Origin of the sequence: Flavobacterium sp. Sr18 (assembly GCF_011064265.1) — a bacterium.
GTDB classification, from domain to species: domain Bacteria; phylum Bacteroidota; class Bacteroidia; order Flavobacteriales; family Flavobacteriaceae; genus Flavobacterium; species Flavobacterium petrolei.
Window position 1 is genome coordinate 1 of sequence record NZ_CP049329.1, and the last position, 15,833, is coordinate 15,833.

The 15,833-nt window shown below is 31.7% G+C and carries 20 protein-coding genes and 1 pseudogene; 16 read left to right on the forward strand and 5 right to left on the reverse strand.

What is annotated here, in order from left to right; all coding sequences use genetic code 11:
- The first annotated feature begins 188 nt into the window (after nt 1–188).
- The 8 genes from G7A72_RS00005 (at nt 189) to G7A72_RS00040 (ending at nt 5,718) form a co-directional block, all read left to right on the forward strand.
- The gene (locus tag G7A72_RS00005; RefSeq protein ID WP_165150933.1) at nt 189–701 is read left to right on the forward strand and encodes a hypothetical protein; all 513 of its coding nucleotides are present in this window, start codon (nt 189–191) and stop codon (nt 699–701) included.
- Between the two features lie 174 nt (nt 702–875).
- Nucleotides 876–1,181 carry an NIPSNAP family protein gene (locus G7A72_RS00010; protein WP_165150934.1) on the forward strand — a complete coding sequence of 102 codons (306 nt, stop codon included), beginning with the start codon at nt 876–878 and terminating at the stop codon, nt 1,179–1,181.
- Between the two features lie 9 nt (nt 1,182–1,190).
- A complete protein-coding gene (locus G7A72_RS00015; protein ID WP_165150935.1) occupies nt 1,191–1,709 on the forward strand; it encodes a DinB family protein in 519 nt (172 codons plus the stop codon).
- Between the two features lie 1,059 nt (nt 1,710–2,768).
- The gene (locus G7A72_RS00020) at nt 2,769–3,206 is read left to right on the forward strand and encodes a DUF1569 domain-containing protein (protein ID WP_165150936.1); all 438 of its coding nucleotides are present in this window, start codon (nt 2,769–2,771) and stop codon (nt 3,204–3,206) included.
- 341 nt (nt 3,207–3,547) lie between these two features.
- Nucleotides 3,548–3,823: a hypothetical protein gene (locus tag G7A72_RS00025; RefSeq protein ID WP_165150937.1), complete on the forward strand. Its 276-nt coding sequence runs from the start codon at nt 3,548–3,550 to the stop codon at nt 3,821–3,823.
- A gap of 37 nt (nt 3,824–3,860) precedes the next feature.
- Nucleotides 3,861–4,322 carry a hypothetical protein gene (locus tag G7A72_RS00030; RefSeq protein WP_165150938.1) on the forward strand — a complete coding sequence of 154 codons (462 nt, stop codon included), beginning with the start codon at nt 3,861–3,863 and terminating at the stop codon, nt 4,320–4,322.
- A gap of 158 nt (nt 4,323–4,480) precedes the next feature.
- The gene (locus G7A72_RS00035) at nt 4,481–4,951 is read left to right on the forward strand and encodes a DUF1905 domain-containing protein (RefSeq protein WP_165150939.1); all 471 of its coding nucleotides are present in this window, start codon (nt 4,481–4,483) and stop codon (nt 4,949–4,951) included.
- Nucleotides 4,952–5,163: 212 nt separating this feature from the next.
- Nucleotides 5,164–5,718, forward strand: a complete 555-nt coding sequence (locus G7A72_RS00040; RefSeq protein WP_165150940.1) for a toxin-antitoxin system YwqK family antitoxin — start codon at nt 5,164–5,166, stop codon at nt 5,716–5,718.
- 379 nt (nt 5,719–6,097) lie between these two features.
- Here the strand turns inward: G7A72_RS00040 and G7A72_RS16720 are convergent, their stop codons facing one another.
- Entirely contained in the window at nt 6,098–6,208 is a 111-nt protein-coding gene (locus G7A72_RS16720) for a transposase (protein ID WP_371807573.1), read from the reverse strand.
- A gap of 358 nt (nt 6,209–6,566) precedes the next feature.
- Here G7A72_RS16720 and G7A72_RS00050 point away from each other — a divergent pair, with 358 nt between their 5' ends.
- The 4 genes from G7A72_RS00050 to G7A72_RS00065 all read left to right on the forward strand — a co-directional run bounded on the left by G7A72_RS00050 (nt 6,567) and on the right by G7A72_RS00065 (nt 10,028).
- On the forward strand, nt 6,567–7,724 hold the full coding sequence (locus G7A72_RS00050; protein WP_165150941.1) for a hypothetical protein: 1,158 nt from the start codon (nt 6,567–6,569) through the stop codon (nt 7,722–7,724).
- Nucleotides 7,725–7,911: 187 nt separating this feature from the next.
- On the forward strand, nt 7,912–8,217 hold the full coding sequence (locus G7A72_RS00055) for an SdpI family protein (protein WP_256371160.1): 306 nt from the start codon (nt 7,912–7,914) through the stop codon (nt 8,215–8,217).
- Between the two features lie 1,039 nt (nt 8,218–9,256).
- On the forward strand, nt 9,257–9,736 hold the full coding sequence (locus tag G7A72_RS00060; protein ID WP_165150943.1) for a GyrI-like domain-containing protein: 480 nt from the start codon (nt 9,257–9,259) through the stop codon (nt 9,734–9,736).
- Nucleotides 9,737–9,752: 16 nt separating this feature from the next.
- Entirely contained in the window at nt 9,753–10,028 is a 276-nt protein-coding gene (locus G7A72_RS00065; protein WP_165150944.1) for a DUF3781 domain-containing protein, read from the forward strand.
- A 216-nt stretch (nt 10,029–10,244) separates the two neighbouring features.
- Here the strand turns inward: G7A72_RS00065 and G7A72_RS16540 are convergent, their stop codons facing one another.
- Both G7A72_RS16540 and G7A72_RS00075 read right to left on the reverse strand, forming a co-directional pair.
- Entirely contained in the window at nt 10,245–10,511 is a 267-nt protein-coding gene (locus tag G7A72_RS16540; RefSeq protein ID WP_371807574.1) for a transposase, read from the reverse strand.
- Nucleotides 10,512–10,758: 247 nt separating this feature from the next.
- Nucleotides 10,759–10,926 carry a hypothetical protein gene (locus tag G7A72_RS00075; protein ID WP_165150945.1) on the reverse strand — a complete coding sequence of 56 codons (168 nt, stop codon included), beginning with the start codon at nt 10,924–10,926 and terminating at the stop codon, nt 10,759–10,761.
- A gap of 135 nt (nt 10,927–11,061) precedes the next feature.
- Between G7A72_RS00075 and G7A72_RS00080 the strand changes: the two genes are divergently transcribed.
- The 3 genes from G7A72_RS00080 (at nt 11,062) to G7A72_RS00090 (ending at nt 13,311) form a co-directional block, all read left to right on the forward strand.
- A complete protein-coding gene (locus G7A72_RS00080; RefSeq protein WP_165150946.1) occupies nt 11,062–11,640 on the forward strand; it encodes a Crp/Fnr family transcriptional regulator in 579 nt (192 codons plus the stop codon).
- Nucleotides 11,641–11,705: 65 nt separating this feature from the next.
- Nucleotides 11,706–12,725, forward strand: coding sequence for a saccharopine dehydrogenase (locus G7A72_RS00085; RefSeq protein ID WP_165150947.1), 1,020 nt, complete (start codon nt 11,706–11,708; stop codon nt 12,723–12,725).
- Between the two features lie 7 nt (nt 12,726–12,732).
- Nucleotides 12,733–13,311, forward strand: coding sequence for an NAD(P)H-dependent oxidoreductase (locus tag G7A72_RS00090; RefSeq protein ID WP_165150948.1), 579 nt, complete (start codon nt 12,733–12,735; stop codon nt 13,309–13,311).
- A gap of 394 nt (nt 13,312–13,705) precedes the next feature.
- Here the strand turns inward: G7A72_RS00090 and G7A72_RS00095 are convergent, their stop codons facing one another.
- Nucleotides 13,706–14,002 (reverse strand): transposase, encoded by a 297-nt coding sequence (locus G7A72_RS00095; protein ID WP_241258548.1) that lies wholly within the window; start codon nt 14,000–14,002, stop codon nt 13,706–13,708.
- 206 nt (nt 14,003–14,208) lie between these two features.
- On the opposite strand from G7A72_RS00095, the gene G7A72_RS00100 reads away from it, so the two are divergent.
- Nucleotides 14,209–15,105: a hypothetical protein gene (locus G7A72_RS00100; protein WP_165150949.1), complete on the forward strand. Its 897-nt coding sequence runs from the start codon at nt 14,209–14,211 to the stop codon at nt 15,103–15,105.
- A 241-nt stretch (nt 15,106–15,346) separates the two neighbouring features.
- Here G7A72_RS00100 and G7A72_RS00105 read toward each other — a convergent pair.
- Nucleotides 15,347–15,826: pseudogene (locus G7A72_RS00105) on the reverse strand (transposase); the annotation flags it as partial.
- Nucleotides 15,827–15,833: the final 7 nt, after the last annotated feature.

Here is a 15,833-nt window from a genome sequence, read left to right on the forward strand (position 1 = left end):
TAGGAGGAAGAGGTAGAAAGATGCTGAGATAGGTGTATTTATTTGTTTTGATAATTTGTAATAAAAAAACTATACATTAGCAAAACAATAAATACTGACGTTTGTCAGACATAGCAACCCAATTTTGAGTAGATATGTCGGACGCTATCAGATATATATACAAGTTACCAGAAACCTTTGAAAAACAGATGAGAAAATATCTAATTCCTATAGCGACTGTCATTTTAGTAGTTTCTGCAATACTAATATTTAGTAATACTGCACGATATGAACTTGCGAAAAGAATGAATATGATTTCTGCAGGAAGTTATGCGTTTTCAGAATCTTATGATCTTCCCTACTCTGAGGCGAGCGTAATAAAAGCCATCGAAAAATTTAAAGAGAAAAATCCGAAATATAAAGTCCCTGAAGTTTCAATTTCCTCTAACAATTCATTTATATTGGAAGATTCTAGATCCGAAAATGGATTATGGTTCGTCGCTTATCTTTACGATTCGAACGAAAATAAAATTTTAAATATTGCAATAAGAGGCAATGAAACCAATTCTACTTTAGAATTCGCATCTATTAATAACGGTTTAAGAATTGGGAATTGGAAAGATATAAATCGTGATTTTTCATATGACGAAAATCAACAACTAAAAAATAGGTTTGAAGAATCTTATTTAAATCCAATAAAAAAGTTGTTGGAGAATAATTAAGGCTTCTGGTAACATCGGTTTTGATATAGCGGGGTTTTAGTGGAATTACCATTTCGCATCATAATTCTGCAAAACCGAAAGTTGAAAGGTTACGAAATCCCCACCATCTCAAAGCCGCAAACGTTGGGCGTTATGCTAAAAAGACCATCGAGTTTAACCAAATAATAAACAATTATGATAACTTGTCATTTAAAATACACTATTGACCCTTACCAAGTTCCACTATTTGAACAATATGGTAAACTTTGGATAGATTTAGTAAATCGTTTCATTGGACAACATCATGGTTATTTTTTACCAAGCGAAGGAGCTAACAATATTCCGTATGCCTTATTTTCGTTTCCTAGTTTAGCCGAATATGAAAGTTATAGAAAATCAATATTGACAGACAAGGAGTGTATCGAGGACTTTAAACTTTTAGAACAATCTAAGTGTATATTAAGTTATGAAGGTACGTTTTTAAGACCTGTTTTAAATTAAAAATAAACAATGCAAAGACCAGAAATTTCAGAATATAAATCTTATTTTCAGTACTATATTGACCTAGTTGATAAAGGTAATTTTTTTGACGTTTTGGATGAAAACGCAAAATTCTTAATAGAATTTTTCAATAATGTTCCAAAAGAGTTATTAAATCACAAGTATGCAGAAGATAAATGGACGGTTAAAGAAGTCTTAATGCATATTATTGACACTGAAAGAGCCTTTGCGTTTAGAGCCTTTGTTTGTGCAAGAGGAGATGCAGACACGCCATTACACGGAATGGACGAAAATCTGTACGCTGCAAATATTAATGTTACCGACAGAACTATCGAAAGTTTGATTGACGAATTTATTGCCGTTAGGAATAATTCAAAGGCGTTATTTGAAAATCTTTCAGACAAGCAAAGTATGTTTTTAGGTAACGGTATAACTTATAAAATATCTGCAAGAGCATTAGGGTACATTAGTATAGGACACGTTAAGCATCATATAAATATAATTAGCGAAAGGTACTTGCAAAAATAAAAGCACAAACGCCCAACACACGCCACGCTACAAGCAATTTGGGTATTAGGCTTAATTTGAAATTGGTTTTATATTTGGAAGATTTGGCAAATCCGAATAATGGGCTTAATTTAGTCCCAAACTGCGTGTCGTTCGGGAACGTCAGGCTGTGAAAAAACCTATTTTACTTTCAAAAACTTCAGATAATCCAACTCAAGAATTCAAATATAAGGTATTTAACGGGTCGTTATGTTTAGGCTGCAATTTTAGTTTGAGAGAAATAGTGTTCTAAATTCAGCTTTAAATAACTCGTTTTTAGCAAAAACAAGACTTTTGTCTTGTAGCGTGAGTTCCATTTTTTGAGTTTGGCAATCAAATCGGGAGCGCCCAAGGATATTGATGCTGCGTTTGATGTTATACACCAGCATACTCAGGCGGTGTTATCCATTTACTTTTTCTAATCCTGTTAAATTAGTATGATTGTAGCCCCATTGCCGCTTGATGGTGCCAAAGATGTGCTCGTTGATTTATTCAATTTTTATTGTCTTTTTATTTGTTTTCGTGATTTCCGCTACGCTTCAATTCCTGTCGTTTGCGGTAGAACTGTGGATTTTCGTGGTAGCGTTTGTTGTTTTCTTCTACAGCGTCGGCATATTGGCTCCGGTTAATCTCTCTTCCTGCTGCTCGACTAGCACATAAATGTTTTACAGTGCATTCTTTACATTTTTGGGTTCGGTATTTTTTAAATTCGTAACTCTTCTTTGAACTACTTTTTTATGCCCGACCTTCAGTCTTGAGCGTTTTTATAGCAAATCGATCTTAGAGAGGTAAATATATTCGACAAAGGCATTTATAAATAGCACCTGATTATCGGGACTTATAGTGTCTTCTAAACTTGAAAAACGCATTTGTTGACGGGAAATACCTGTGATGTGTTGCATCTTTGATATCACGAAAAATCTTCTTTTTATACAAGTATTTTGTTATATTTGATCATAAATACAACGGACGCTTTTTCACAGACTGACCTTGGTGGCAAGTGTATCAGAACCGTAATCGACTAAACTAACAGACCATTAAATGAACAATTTATATAACCAAACTGACTTTAACGGAATATTAAAAAGATTAGACAATCTTCAACCAAATGCAGTTAGACAATGGGGAAAAATGGACGTGGCTCAAATGTTAGCTCATCTAAACGCTTTTCTCGAAACTGCACTAAATTTAGATCCCCAAAAAAGAATGTTAATTGGACGAATTTTGGGTGGTTTATTTAAAACACGTTATGTAAGTGAAAAACAATTTTCCAAAAATCGTCCAACAGGGAAAAATTATATTTTCACTGACCTACAGAATTTTGAAAAAGAAAAAAGTAAAGCCCTTCAACTTGTTAGACAATTTTATGAAAGCGGACCTACAAAATGCACGGGACTGCCTCATCCATTTTTTGGTTACTTGACACCAAATGCATGGGCGATTGCACAATGGAAACATTTTGACCATCATTTAAGATAATTTGATGCTTAAAATTAACAAAAAAGATAGAAATTAAAATTTAATAAGACAAGCAGCAGCAGCCACCAACAGCATTTTGCAAAATGGCTGGTTTTGCTTAATTTAAAGTTGGTTTTGTACTTGCAAAGTCAGTATTTAACCGAAAATTTAGGCTTTCTTAATCCGCAAGCTCACCAAACGCCGAAATGTTAGACTGTCTAATAACCTCAAATTTAAGTTTTAGTATTCGGACTCATATTTTTAAAATTTTCAAATATGTGATTATCAGCGAGCTTTTTAAGGTTTTTAGACAGACTGACGTTAGTGGCTACTATACAAAAAAACCGAATGAAATCAACCGAATGAAATCAAGAGAAAGAGTAATAAAAGATATTCGTTTTTACAAAATAAAACAAAAAGATTTCACAGGGGATTTTAACGGAATTATTGGTAATGTTTACCATATTACTGAAGACACAAATTCAATCGGTCAACGAATTGCTAGAAAACTTAACGAGCTGCAATTTATTTCAGGAGAATTTGACCATATTTATATAAACTTTACCGGAAATATAAAACATGGAAAATTAGTTGAAAGCGAAAAGTTTCTAGATAAACGTATAAAATATGTTGATTAAGGAATTGAGCCAAAATCATTTAATTCACTAACAGAATTTGAAAAAAAATCAATTAGTTATAGACGTTACTTTCAAATTTTTAATTTTACCTTACGAAAAAGACGAAGAAAAAATTGGTAAAATAATTGAACTCGAAAATTTGGTAAATAAATTTGAAACGGAAATTGAAATCGCTTACAAAATCAAAGAAACCAATTCCTATAAAATTGAAATTGGTTACATGATTAATCCGAAAAAAACCTTGTCAAAAATTGTTGTAAAGTATTTTGACAAAGTAAATAAAACTCAAAAAACAACGACTAAAGATTTATATTTTTATGAAGACATATTTTATTTAGTTGACAAAATTGAAGTTAAGAACGGCAAAATAATTTTTACGCATAAGAAAATGAGTTTAGGAGAAATAGCAACTACCAAATACGAAAAGCCAGTTGAAAAAGAAATCACCGAAATGGAAAGAAATAAAAGCCACTGCAACGGATTTGGGTATTTGACGTAATGGAAAGCTGGTCTTATATTTGGGATGATTTGTCAAATCCGAAAATAGGGATTAATTTAGTTCCAAACCCACTTTAGTAACAGAAAGTTGGTGGCAACCTTAACGATGAAGGGAGAATTGGAGAAATAATGAATCTAAAACGATTTTAATTGTAATAAATGAAGTACATAGTTGAAAATGAAAAATTAGAAATTCAATATATTCCAGGAAATGGAGCTTGGACTTATCAACTCATAATACCAAATACTAAAGACATTAAGGGAAAATGGGGCGATTTAAAAGTATCCGGAAAAATTGATGACTACCAAATAGAAAATAAGAATTTAGGACCTTTAAAAAATTCCGACAAAAAAATGTCCTTAAATTCTGAAATCAGAAATTTTATTGGAAAAAGCGGTGGCGAATTTGTAAACGTTACTCTCTATCTCGTAAATCCGAACCTTGAAAAAAAGAACGAAAACGAAATGATTTTTGAATGTTTTAAAGACGCAGAAGTGCTGAAAATATTCGAAAAATTAAAAATTGAGGAGCAAAACGAAATAATTGAAAACATAAATTCAGTCGCAACAGAAAATCAGAAAGTTGAAAAAATTGTAAAATTTATTGCAAAACTTGAACAACAGAAATAAAAAACACCACTGCAAACCGCCACTACAAGAGATTTGAGCATTAGGCTTAATTGAAAGTTGGTTTTGTATTTGGGATGATTTGCTTCGCCTATTCGCCATCACACGGGTGGCAAATCCGAAGAATGGGCTTAATTTAGTACCAAAGCCACTATAGCGCCAGAAAGTTAGTGGCAACATAATAAAACGAAACGTAGAAAAATTAATATTAAATTATGAAAAAAATTATTATCGTAATTATTACGACTTTATTACTTGTTTCTTGTAAACTGACAAAAGAAACGTATCACAGTGGTGAATTAAAAAAAATCGGAAAAACTTCAAACGGTTTAAAAACTGGAAATTGGAAATTTTATCATAAAAAAGGAGAGATATTTCAAAAAGGTAAATATCGTGATGGAAAAGAAATTGGTATTTGGAAAATTTTTCACGAAAATGGCAAATTGCACCAGATCGGTAAATTTAATAATGGTAAACAAGACGGCGAATGGAAGTTTTATCACGAAAATGGAAATAAAGAAGGAATTGGAACACTAAATAATGGAAAGTTAATTGGTCAATGGGATTGGTTTCATACTAACGAAAAAATCCATACAGAAAGATTATATTCTAATGGAAAACTAATAACTATAATTAGTTGTTTTGATGGAAATGGAAAGCAATTAGATAAAGGCACTTTAAAAGACGGAAATGGAACACTAAATTTATTTGACATAGATGGGAATTTAATAGAAGTTCAAAACTTTAAAGATGGGGAGTATCTAAAATAACGATCTGCCAATAGCTTGAGTTTCGCTGCTTGCGCAGCACGATCAATGAAACTCCGATTGAACAGCAGTCCCGCTTTTTCGGGCGAACCGGTCACTGGCAGTTACTATGGAGCCATCGAAAAGTTTAGAGAGAGAATATCAAGAGGATTTAGTGTCCTCTTTTTTGGAATGGTTTTAGGCTTAATTTTAGGCTTGGTTTCCTCGTGTTTTCCTTCACTTTTCGGTATACCTGTCCTTATCCGTAAAATTCGCTTTTAGAGGGAATTGTGTTTTGGTCACCGCCAAAAAAACATCGATAGCTATGGTTTCGCTACTTATCAAATCAGCTTCTTTCAATAACGAAACAAATAGTTTGAGAGTGTTCTTTGATGCGATTGGGTTATTTTCTAAAATCGGTAATGCTTTGGTAATTGGGACGAATGTCTTCTAAAAGCCATTGCATTTCAATGTTTCTGAAACATTCCTTTTCTAGATCACGGCCACTTCTGATTCCGTTGAGATAACCTTATAAATAGATCTTTAGAAATACTTTACTATTGAAACTCGGGCGACCTTGGGTCTTGAGCGTTTTCACAGCAAAATCGAGCTTGGAGAGGTCTATATGCTCTACAAAGGCATTAATAAAACGGACCTGATTATTGGGACTTATAGTATCTTCTTAACTTAATAAACGCATTTGTTGACGGGAAATACCTGTGATGTGTTGCATCCTTGATAATACGAAAAATCTTCTTTTTATACTAGTATTTTGTTATATTTGATGATAATACAACGGAGGTTTTTTCACAGACTGATGTTAGAGGCAAGCTTTCCGCAGAAAACTTAATAAAATACCATTAAAAGAGAAAATGAAACTACTATATTTTACATTATTATTTATACTTACTAACAGTTTTTATATAACTGCCCAAGAAATTTCTACCAACATTGGTTTAGATACTTTAAGTTTAGAGAGAAATAAAATTATAAAACTTTGGAGTAATTATTTAAAGTCAAATCCAAATGAAATAAATAACAATCCATATTGGTCCGAAAATGATAAATTAAAATATAAAAGCTATGATTTGTTGAAAAGCGAAGGTTTCTTAAGCCCTTCTCTTTATTACTTCCAACTAAATAATAAAATTTTATCAATATCAAAGCTAGAAAGTGATTACGTCATAAAATCAGCATTTTACGACAAAGAAGCTTTTGATATTTATGCAATAACAAATATTGTTGCGACAAAAATAAATGATGAATTTTACCTGACTAATTATCAGCCAAAATTAACAAAAGAATGGAAAAGAAAAACAGTTGGAAATATTACTTACAATTATTTTCCTGAATATAATTTTAATGAAACAAAAGCAAAACAAGCAAATAATTATTTGATGAATATTTGTTCAGCATTTGAATTAAAACCACAAAGAATAAATTATTTTATCTGTCGTGATTGCGAAGATGTTTTTAGAATTAAAGGCTTTGATTATGTATTGTCTATGGGAAATGCAAAAGAATGTGGTTTTTTCGATAATTTCAATAATATAATTTATGCCACTGCAATTGCAGGTGAAAACCATCAACACGAAATTACTCATTTAATAAATAATTATTTTCCAAATGCAAACGAATTATTATTAACCGGATTATCTGCATATTGGGGTGAAGAAAATGCGCACAAAGGTAAGCCGCTAAAATATAGTGTTAAAATAGTAAATGAATATTTAAAAAGCCACCCCGAAATTGATTTAAATAAACCGAATGATTTTTGGAAAATAGATGAAGAAACAAACCCTCAATATGTTATTGGTGCAATAATATGCGATATCGCATTTGAAAAAGGAGGGATTAATATGTTAAAGCAATTTCTAAGTAAGAGCAAAAATGAAGAGGAATTCCTGTCATTTATTGAAAAAGAATTGAAAGTGAAAAAAGGAGATTTAAACAAAATTATAAGGCAGAAAATAGAAAAAATATCGACGGAAAATAAATTTGATAATGCCAAATTAAAAGCTAGCCACTAACGGCCATTTTGAGTTAGCTGGTATTTAGTGAAATCATTGTTTCGCATCAAATTTTCGTTAAGCCTAAAACTGTAAGGTTACGAACTTCCAGCCATTACAAAGTGGCGAAATGTTACCAGAAATTGTTCCTGAAATCGCAAAAAGAAATACATAATTGAAAAACAAAAGATTTAAATTTATATAAACTATGACGATTGCATTTTTACTCTTATCAGTTGTTGCTTTTATATTCAAATTTTTTCCTCCGAGAAAGATTAATTTTTTATATGGATATAGAACATCAAGATCAATGAAAAATACTGAAAATTGGAATTTAGCAAATAAGTATTCTTCAAATTTAATGTTGACCTCAATGTTGTTCCTTTTATTTGTTTCTTATTTTTTTGATTTAATAAACTTTGATGCTGAAAATTGGCTTAAAGGTTTATTAATCTTGTCATTTGCGATAACAATTTATTTGACTGAAAATAAAATTAAACAAAATGAAGTTTAGAAGTAGTAGTATGAAATATTACATATTGCCACTTTTGGTAATACTTGCTAAAACTCATGACTAGTTTTTCGGTAGATTGTTAGTTTACTTTTCATAACTTCGCTCGGTCAGTTATGGAAAAAAGCTTTCCATAAACCGCCACGAGCTCTAGCGAGGAAACGTCAGGCTGCGAAAAAAAAACCTTTTTCTAATAAAAACTTTAAATTTTCCTGTTCTACAATTTAAATAAAGCCTTTTTAAGAAGGCTCTTTTTTTAGACTGCAATTTTAATTGGATAGAAATAGTATTCTAAATTCAGCTTTAAATAACTCGTTTTTAGCAAAAACAAGAGTTTCGCCTTGTAGGGTGAGTTCCATTTTTTGAGTTTGGCAATCAAATCGGGAACGCCCAGGATATTGACACTGCGTTTGATGTTATACACCAGCATAATCAAGCTATGTTCTCCGTTTACTGATTAGTATGTTTGTAGCCTCATTGCTGCTTGATGGCCCCAAAGATATGCTTGTTGATTTACTCAATTTTTATTGGTTTTTTATTTATTTTCGTGATTTGCGCTACGCCTCAATTCTTGTCGTCTGCGGTAGAGCTGTGGATTTTTATGGCAGCGTTTGTTGTTTTCTTCTATAGCGTCGGCATATTGGATCCGGCTAATCTCTCTTCCTGCTGCTCGACTAGTACATAAATGTTTTACAGGGCATTCTTTACATTTTGGGGTTCGGTATTTTAAATTCATAACTCTCCTTTGAACAGCTTTTTTTATGCCCGACCTTCAGTCTTGAGCGTTTTTACAGCAAAATCTAGCTTAATGAGGTCAATAAGCGCTACAAAGGCATCTATAAATCGCACCTGATTATCGGTAGTATTGTTTCTTCTAAACTTGAAAAACGCATTTGCTGACGGGAAATAACTGTGATATGTTGCATTCTTAAAAATACGAAAAATCTTCTTTTTATACAAGTATTTTGTTATATTTGATCATAATACAACAGAGATTTTTTCACAGACTGACGTTAGCGGTCATTGTAAGAACGGAAACCGAATGACAACGATAGAACAAAATATTCAAACTTGTGGTCTTGTGACAGAATTGACAAAACCTCAAAATGAGAATTTTGAAATTATACAAAAACATTGGACAACTTTTAATGCTGAACTAAAAAAGTGGAAATTAAATCAAAACGGCGGAAATTGGACTAAATATGGAATAACATTTAAGAAAGTTGAAAAATATTTTTACTTGACGGCAATTCCGACAAATAATAATTTGTTTCCTGATCATTTTACAAGTTTAGAAATTCCAAAAGGCGAATATGAAATATTTAGCCATAAAGGAAAAATGGAAAATATAAAACAAACAATTTTTGAGATTTATAAAGTTATTTTACCTAAAACCAATTTGAAAATTGAAGACAATAATAGGACAGGATTTTTACATTTTGAAAAATATGACTATCGTTTTAAATGGAATAAGCAGACATCAATAATTGATATTTATTTACCATTAAATACAAACAAATAATACTGAATAAACAGTAATGGAAAACTATAAGAAAGACATTTTAGATAAAATTTGTTACACAGAACTTGTTTATGGCAGAATAAATAATAAACTAAACATAGAACTTTCAAACAACAAAATTGAAGAGATGATTTTTGCAATTATCAACGAAACTGAAGAAACAGAATTTCAAAAGACAGGAAAAAATATTTACATTACAAACAACAAAAGAAATATTAGGCTGACAATTAATTCCTATACAAACAGAATAATTACAGCCGATAAACTAAACAGAAAAACAACGAACCGCTAATACACTCTACAAGCAATTTGGGTTTTAGGCTTAATTTGAAGTTGGTTTTGTATTTGGAAGATTAGGCAAATCCGAAAATAGGGCTTAATTTAGTCCCAAACTGCTTGTAGCGCGAGAACGTCAGGCTGTGAAAAAACCTCTTTTACTTTCAAAAACTTCAGATAATTCTACTCAAGAACTCAAATAGAAGCCATTTAACGAGTCGTTATTTTTAGGCTATATTTTGGTTTGATAGAAATAGTATTCTAAATTCAGCTTTAAATAACTCGTTTTTAGTAAAACCAAGACTTTTGCCTTGTAGGGTGAATTCCATTTTTTGAGTTTGGCAGTCAGATCGGGAACGCCGAGTATATTGATGCTGCGTTTGATGTTATACACTAGCATAATCAGGCAGTGTTCTCCATTTACTTTTTCTAATCCTGTTAAATTAGTATGATTGTAGCCCCATTGCCGCTTGATGGTGCCAAAGATGTGCTCGTTGATTTACTCAATTTTTATTGTCTTTTTATTTGTTTTCGTGATTTCCGCTACGCTTCAATTCTTGTCGTCTGCGGTAGAGCTGTGGATTTTCAGGGTAGCGTTTGTTGTTTTCTTCTACAGCGTCGGCATATGGGATCCGGCTCATCTCTCTTCCTGCCGCTCGACTAGCACATAAATGTTTTACAGGGCATTCTTTGCATTTTTAGGTTAGGTATTTTTAAATTCATAACTCTCCTTTGAACAGCTTTTTTTATGCCCGACCTTCAGTCTTGAGCGTTTTTACAACAAAATCGAGTTTAGAGAGGTCAATATATTCGACAAAGGCATCTATAAATCGCACCTGATTATCGGGACTTATAGTATCTTCTAAACTTGAAAAACGCATTTGTTGACGGGAAATACCTGTGATGTGGCGCATTCTTAAAAATACGAAAAATCTTCTTTTTATACTAGTATTTTGTTACATTTGATGATAATACAACGGAGGTTTTTTCACAGACTGACGCTATGCGTCGCCTTGTCACAACCGCTTCGAAGGAACAGAAAACTAAAAATGAAAAACGATAGCTTAAGACACTTTTTGCAGTCCTTCAATATATTGACAGATATTGAAATTGACGATTTCCTGCAACTTTTAACTTATAAAATCTTCAAAAAGGCGGAGTATTTTATTAAAGAAGGCGAAACTTGCAAACAAGTAGCATTTGTTTTAACAGGCAGCCTGCGTTCTTATTATACGTCCGACAAAGAGGAAGAAGTTACTTATTGTATCACTTTTCCAAACAGTTTAATGACTGCTTATTCTTCATTTGTGACTTCACAGCCGACAATGGAAAACATACAAGCTATTACAAAAACTGAATTATTAATCATTCCTAAGGACAAGTTTGATAAATTAGTACAACAAAAACCTAATTGGGTCTATTTCTTAAAAACAATAGCAGAACAACAATACATTGAATTAGAAAAAAGAATATTTCAATTGCAAAAAAGCGATGCCACTAAACGATATGCAGACTTAATGAAAAATCATCCAGAGTATGTTCAAAAAATTCCTTTACAATATTTAGCCTCTTACTTAGGTATTTCACAACGACATTTAAGCAGAATACGAAAAGAATTTTCTTTTTAGACATTTGTCCTATTTTCAAAGTTTGATAGGATTTAGCTTTGCACATCTAAACTTAAACTAAAGAGATGAGCAAAACAATTTTAATTATAGGTGGCACTGGTTTGATTGGAAAAACTATTTATGAAATGCTTTCGAGCAGAAACCCAGCTTTAAAAATTTTAATCGGAACAAGAAATAAGGGTACCAATCCAAATCATGTTCAAATTGATATAAATGACAAAAACTCTTTTGAATCATTATACAAGCATTCAATCAATCTAATCATACTTTGTACAAAAGACCCCGATAATAATGCTTTAGATTATGCAATAAAATCTAAAATTGATTATATCGATATTACAAAACCGACAAGTGAACTAGTAAAATCTTTAGATTTTACTGAGAAAAGAACCATTGAAAGTAAAATTGTATTTAGTTCCGGATGGATGGGTGGTATTGCACCATTGCTATTATATTCAAAAGGTGTTTTAGCAAATGATGTCAAAAATGTTGAAATTTTGGTTTATTATTCTACTAAAGATAAAGCTGGGAAAAGTTCGGCAGATTTTATGGCTGAAAATGTAAGCAAACCATTTAATTTCTATAAAAATAATACTAAGGTTAATACCAAGCATTTTTTAAATTCAAAGTATCATGTTTTTAATTTTGACGGTAAAAACAGGAAAGTTTATGATTTTGATATTCCAGATTTATATATTTTTAATCAAATAGAAAAGATACCAACTGTTTCAGCCAAACTGACCTTTGATTCTAAACTCATTACTTCTGCTTTAGGCATCATGCAAAAAATAAATTTCTTTAAAATTTTAAATTTTAAAGAACGAAAATTAATATTTGGAGGAAGCGGTAGTGGAGATGTTTCAACGTTTGAAATTTTTGTCTCACACAGTAATTCTAAACAAGAAAAAGTTGTTTTAAAATGTCAAAAAGGTCAATCGGAATTGACCTCTTTTTCCACTGTACTACATGTTGAAAAAATACTTGAAAACAGTTTTCAGAACAGTGTTTATTTTAGCCATCAACTACACAACCCAAAAGATTTTACAGTTTCATTAACTTCAAATAGCTCAATATCGATACATTAAAGAATTTATGAAAAAAATAGTAATTATAAATGGTCATCCAAACAAAGAAAGTTTGAGCTTTGCATTTGCAAAAGCCTATAATAAAGGTGCTACAAATTCAGGGGCAGAAGTCAAAGAAATAATAATTGCAGACCTCAATTTCAATCCAAATCTGCAATTTGGGTATCAAAAAAGAACAGAATTAGAGCCAGACCTTTTGAATGCTTGGGAAAAAATTAAATGGGCAGACCATTTAGTTTGGATTCACCCTGTTTGGTGGGGCGGACTTCCTGCGATTATGAAAGGATTTATTGACAGACTTTTTTTGCCAGGTTTTGCATTTCAGTACAAAGAAAACTCAATACTGTGGGACAAATTATTAAAAGGTAAAACAGCTCATATTATTACGACACTTGACCAACCGAGTTGGTATTATTGGTTGATATACGGCAGGCCAAGTGTCAATCAATTAAAAAAATCAACATTAGAATTTTGTGGAATTAATCCAGTTAAAGTTTCATACTTTGGCATCATTAAAAACTCAAAAGATACAACAAGACAAAAATGGATTTTAGCGGTTGAAAAATTGGGGAAACAAAATAAATAAATAAATAAAGGCGAAAGCCTACAAGCTAGAATTTCGTTGCGTGCGCAGCACCAGCAGCAGTGAAATTCCTGTTGAACAGCCTGTCCTGCTTTTTCGGGAGAACCGGTCAATGGCAGGTACTATGTAGTTTTCGTAAAGTTTTGAGAGAGAATATCAAGAGGATTTAGTGTCCTCTTTTTTGGAGTGGTTTTAGGCTTAATTTTAGGCTTGGTTTCCTCGTGTTTTCCTTCACTTTTCGGTATACCTGTCCTTACCCGTAAAATTCGCTTTTAGAGGGAATTGTGTTTTGGCCACCGCCAAAAAAACATCGATAGCTATGGTTTCGCCACTTATCAAATCAGCTTCTTTCAAGAACGAAACAAATAGTTTGAAAGTGTTCTTTGATGCGATTGGGTTATTTTCTGAAATCGGTAATGCTTTGGTAATTGGGACGAATGTCTTCTAAAAGCCATTGCATTTCAATGTTTCTGAAACATTCCTTTTCTAGATCTCGACCACTTCTGATTCCGTTGAGATAACCGTATAAATACATCTTTAGAAACAATTTACTATTGAAAGTCGTGCGACCTACGTTCTTGAGCGTTTTTACAGCAAAATCTAGTTTAGAGAGGAGAATATATTCGATAACGGCATCTATAAATCGTACCTGATTATCGGGACGTATATTATCTTCTAAACTTGAAAAACGCATTTGTTAACGGGAAATACCTGTGATGTGTTGCATTCTTAAAAATACGAAAAATCTTCTTTTTATACTAGTATTTTATTATATTTGATGATAATACAACGGAGGTTTTTTCAAAGACTGACGTTGTGTGCCATATTACTCAAAATACTGATTAATAATGAGTAAAGTAAAATTTAAATAAAAAATTTCCTCAAAATGATTAAATGTAAATGAAAAATATCTTAAAATGGGGAATTTTTCTGTTAGCAATTCTTTCAACTTCAACTTATATTTATACTATAAAAGAAATGTCCAACAGAAATTACTCAACTTCTGAAAACATGATTTATAGAGGATTTCTTTGTTTATTTATTGGAATAGTGGTGTCAAAAGTAAAAGGATATAAAATTATTCCTCAAAATAAGAAAACCCAAATTATTAGATTTTTTTCAAGTGGTTTTGCATCTTATTTTTATACAACTTCATTTACTTTTTTAAATGCTTCAACAATTGCATTATTAGGAAGATTAGATATTGCTTTTTTATTAATTTTAGTCGCATTATTTTCAAATCAAAACGAAAATAAAAAATCAAGTCTGCAATTTTGGTTATCTGTTTGGACTATCATAATAGTGAGTTTTGTAACATTTTCGGGTAACATTCATAATGAAAAATCATTAGGTTATTTCTATGCATTTACTAGTATTATTTTAATAGCGTTAGGTTATGTTTTTATGAAAAACTCAGCCGGAAAAGAGAATATTATTGTACTAAGTAATGTCTTTAGTTTGAGTAATTTAATTTTTGGTTTATCATTATTCTTTATAAATGGAGAAAAACTTAACTTTGACTTAAAAGATTCTTGGATATTCGTTTTATACGCAATTAGTCAGTTTGGAATTTACCTACTTTCAATACAATTATATAAATGGTATAATGTGGAACGAGCGAGACTTCCCTATGTAGTAGCAACTTTTGTAATATATTTTTTAGAAGTAGTACTAGCAAAAAGAGAATTTGATTTAACACAATTTATATTTCTACTCATTATAACGGGAATGCTTATAACAATAATTATAAATCCTAAAATAATAGAAACGAAGAGTAATTTTCTTGATAAAACATGAAAAATACGGCATACAACAGCTAGAATTTCGTTGCGTTCGCAGCACGAACAATGAAATTCCTGTTGAACAGCCTGTACCGCTTTTTCGGTAGAACCGTTCACTGGCAGGTACTATGGAGTTTTCGTAAAGTTTTAAGAAAAAATGTCAAGAGGATTTAGTGTCCTCTTTTTAGGTAGAAGTTTGAGCTTGGTTTCCTCGTGTTTTCCTTAACTATTCGGTACAATTAACCTTACCCATAAAATTAACTTTCACAGGAATAAGAACTTTGGCTACCGCCAAGAAACCACGAAGGCGGACCGCGCTGGTCAAAAACTGCTATCCGATGTAAATTGCCTGTTTTACAACACGGACATTTATGTAAAAAAGGCTTTTTTTCTGCTTTTTGTAATACCTTCACTTGCAGTTTTTCTTGTAAAAGTTGCAACTTTGCTCGTTTCCGTGTACTGCTCAAAAAAACGTAATGGCGGATCTTGACTAATCTTTTTGGCAAAATATTTAACGCAAAACGCCTGATAAATTCCTGATGCGTCAGTGATATTTGTTTTTATACGACCACTACGCGGTAATCCTTATAAGCAAAAGTCACGTTTTGCTCGTCGATACTATTGACTCGTTGGTTGCTAATGGCGATTTTATGGGTATATCTTCCCAAATATTCCACCACCGATTTAAGACTTCCTAAAGGTTTCTTAGCAAATACCACCCATGGTTTCTGCCATAATTCTTAC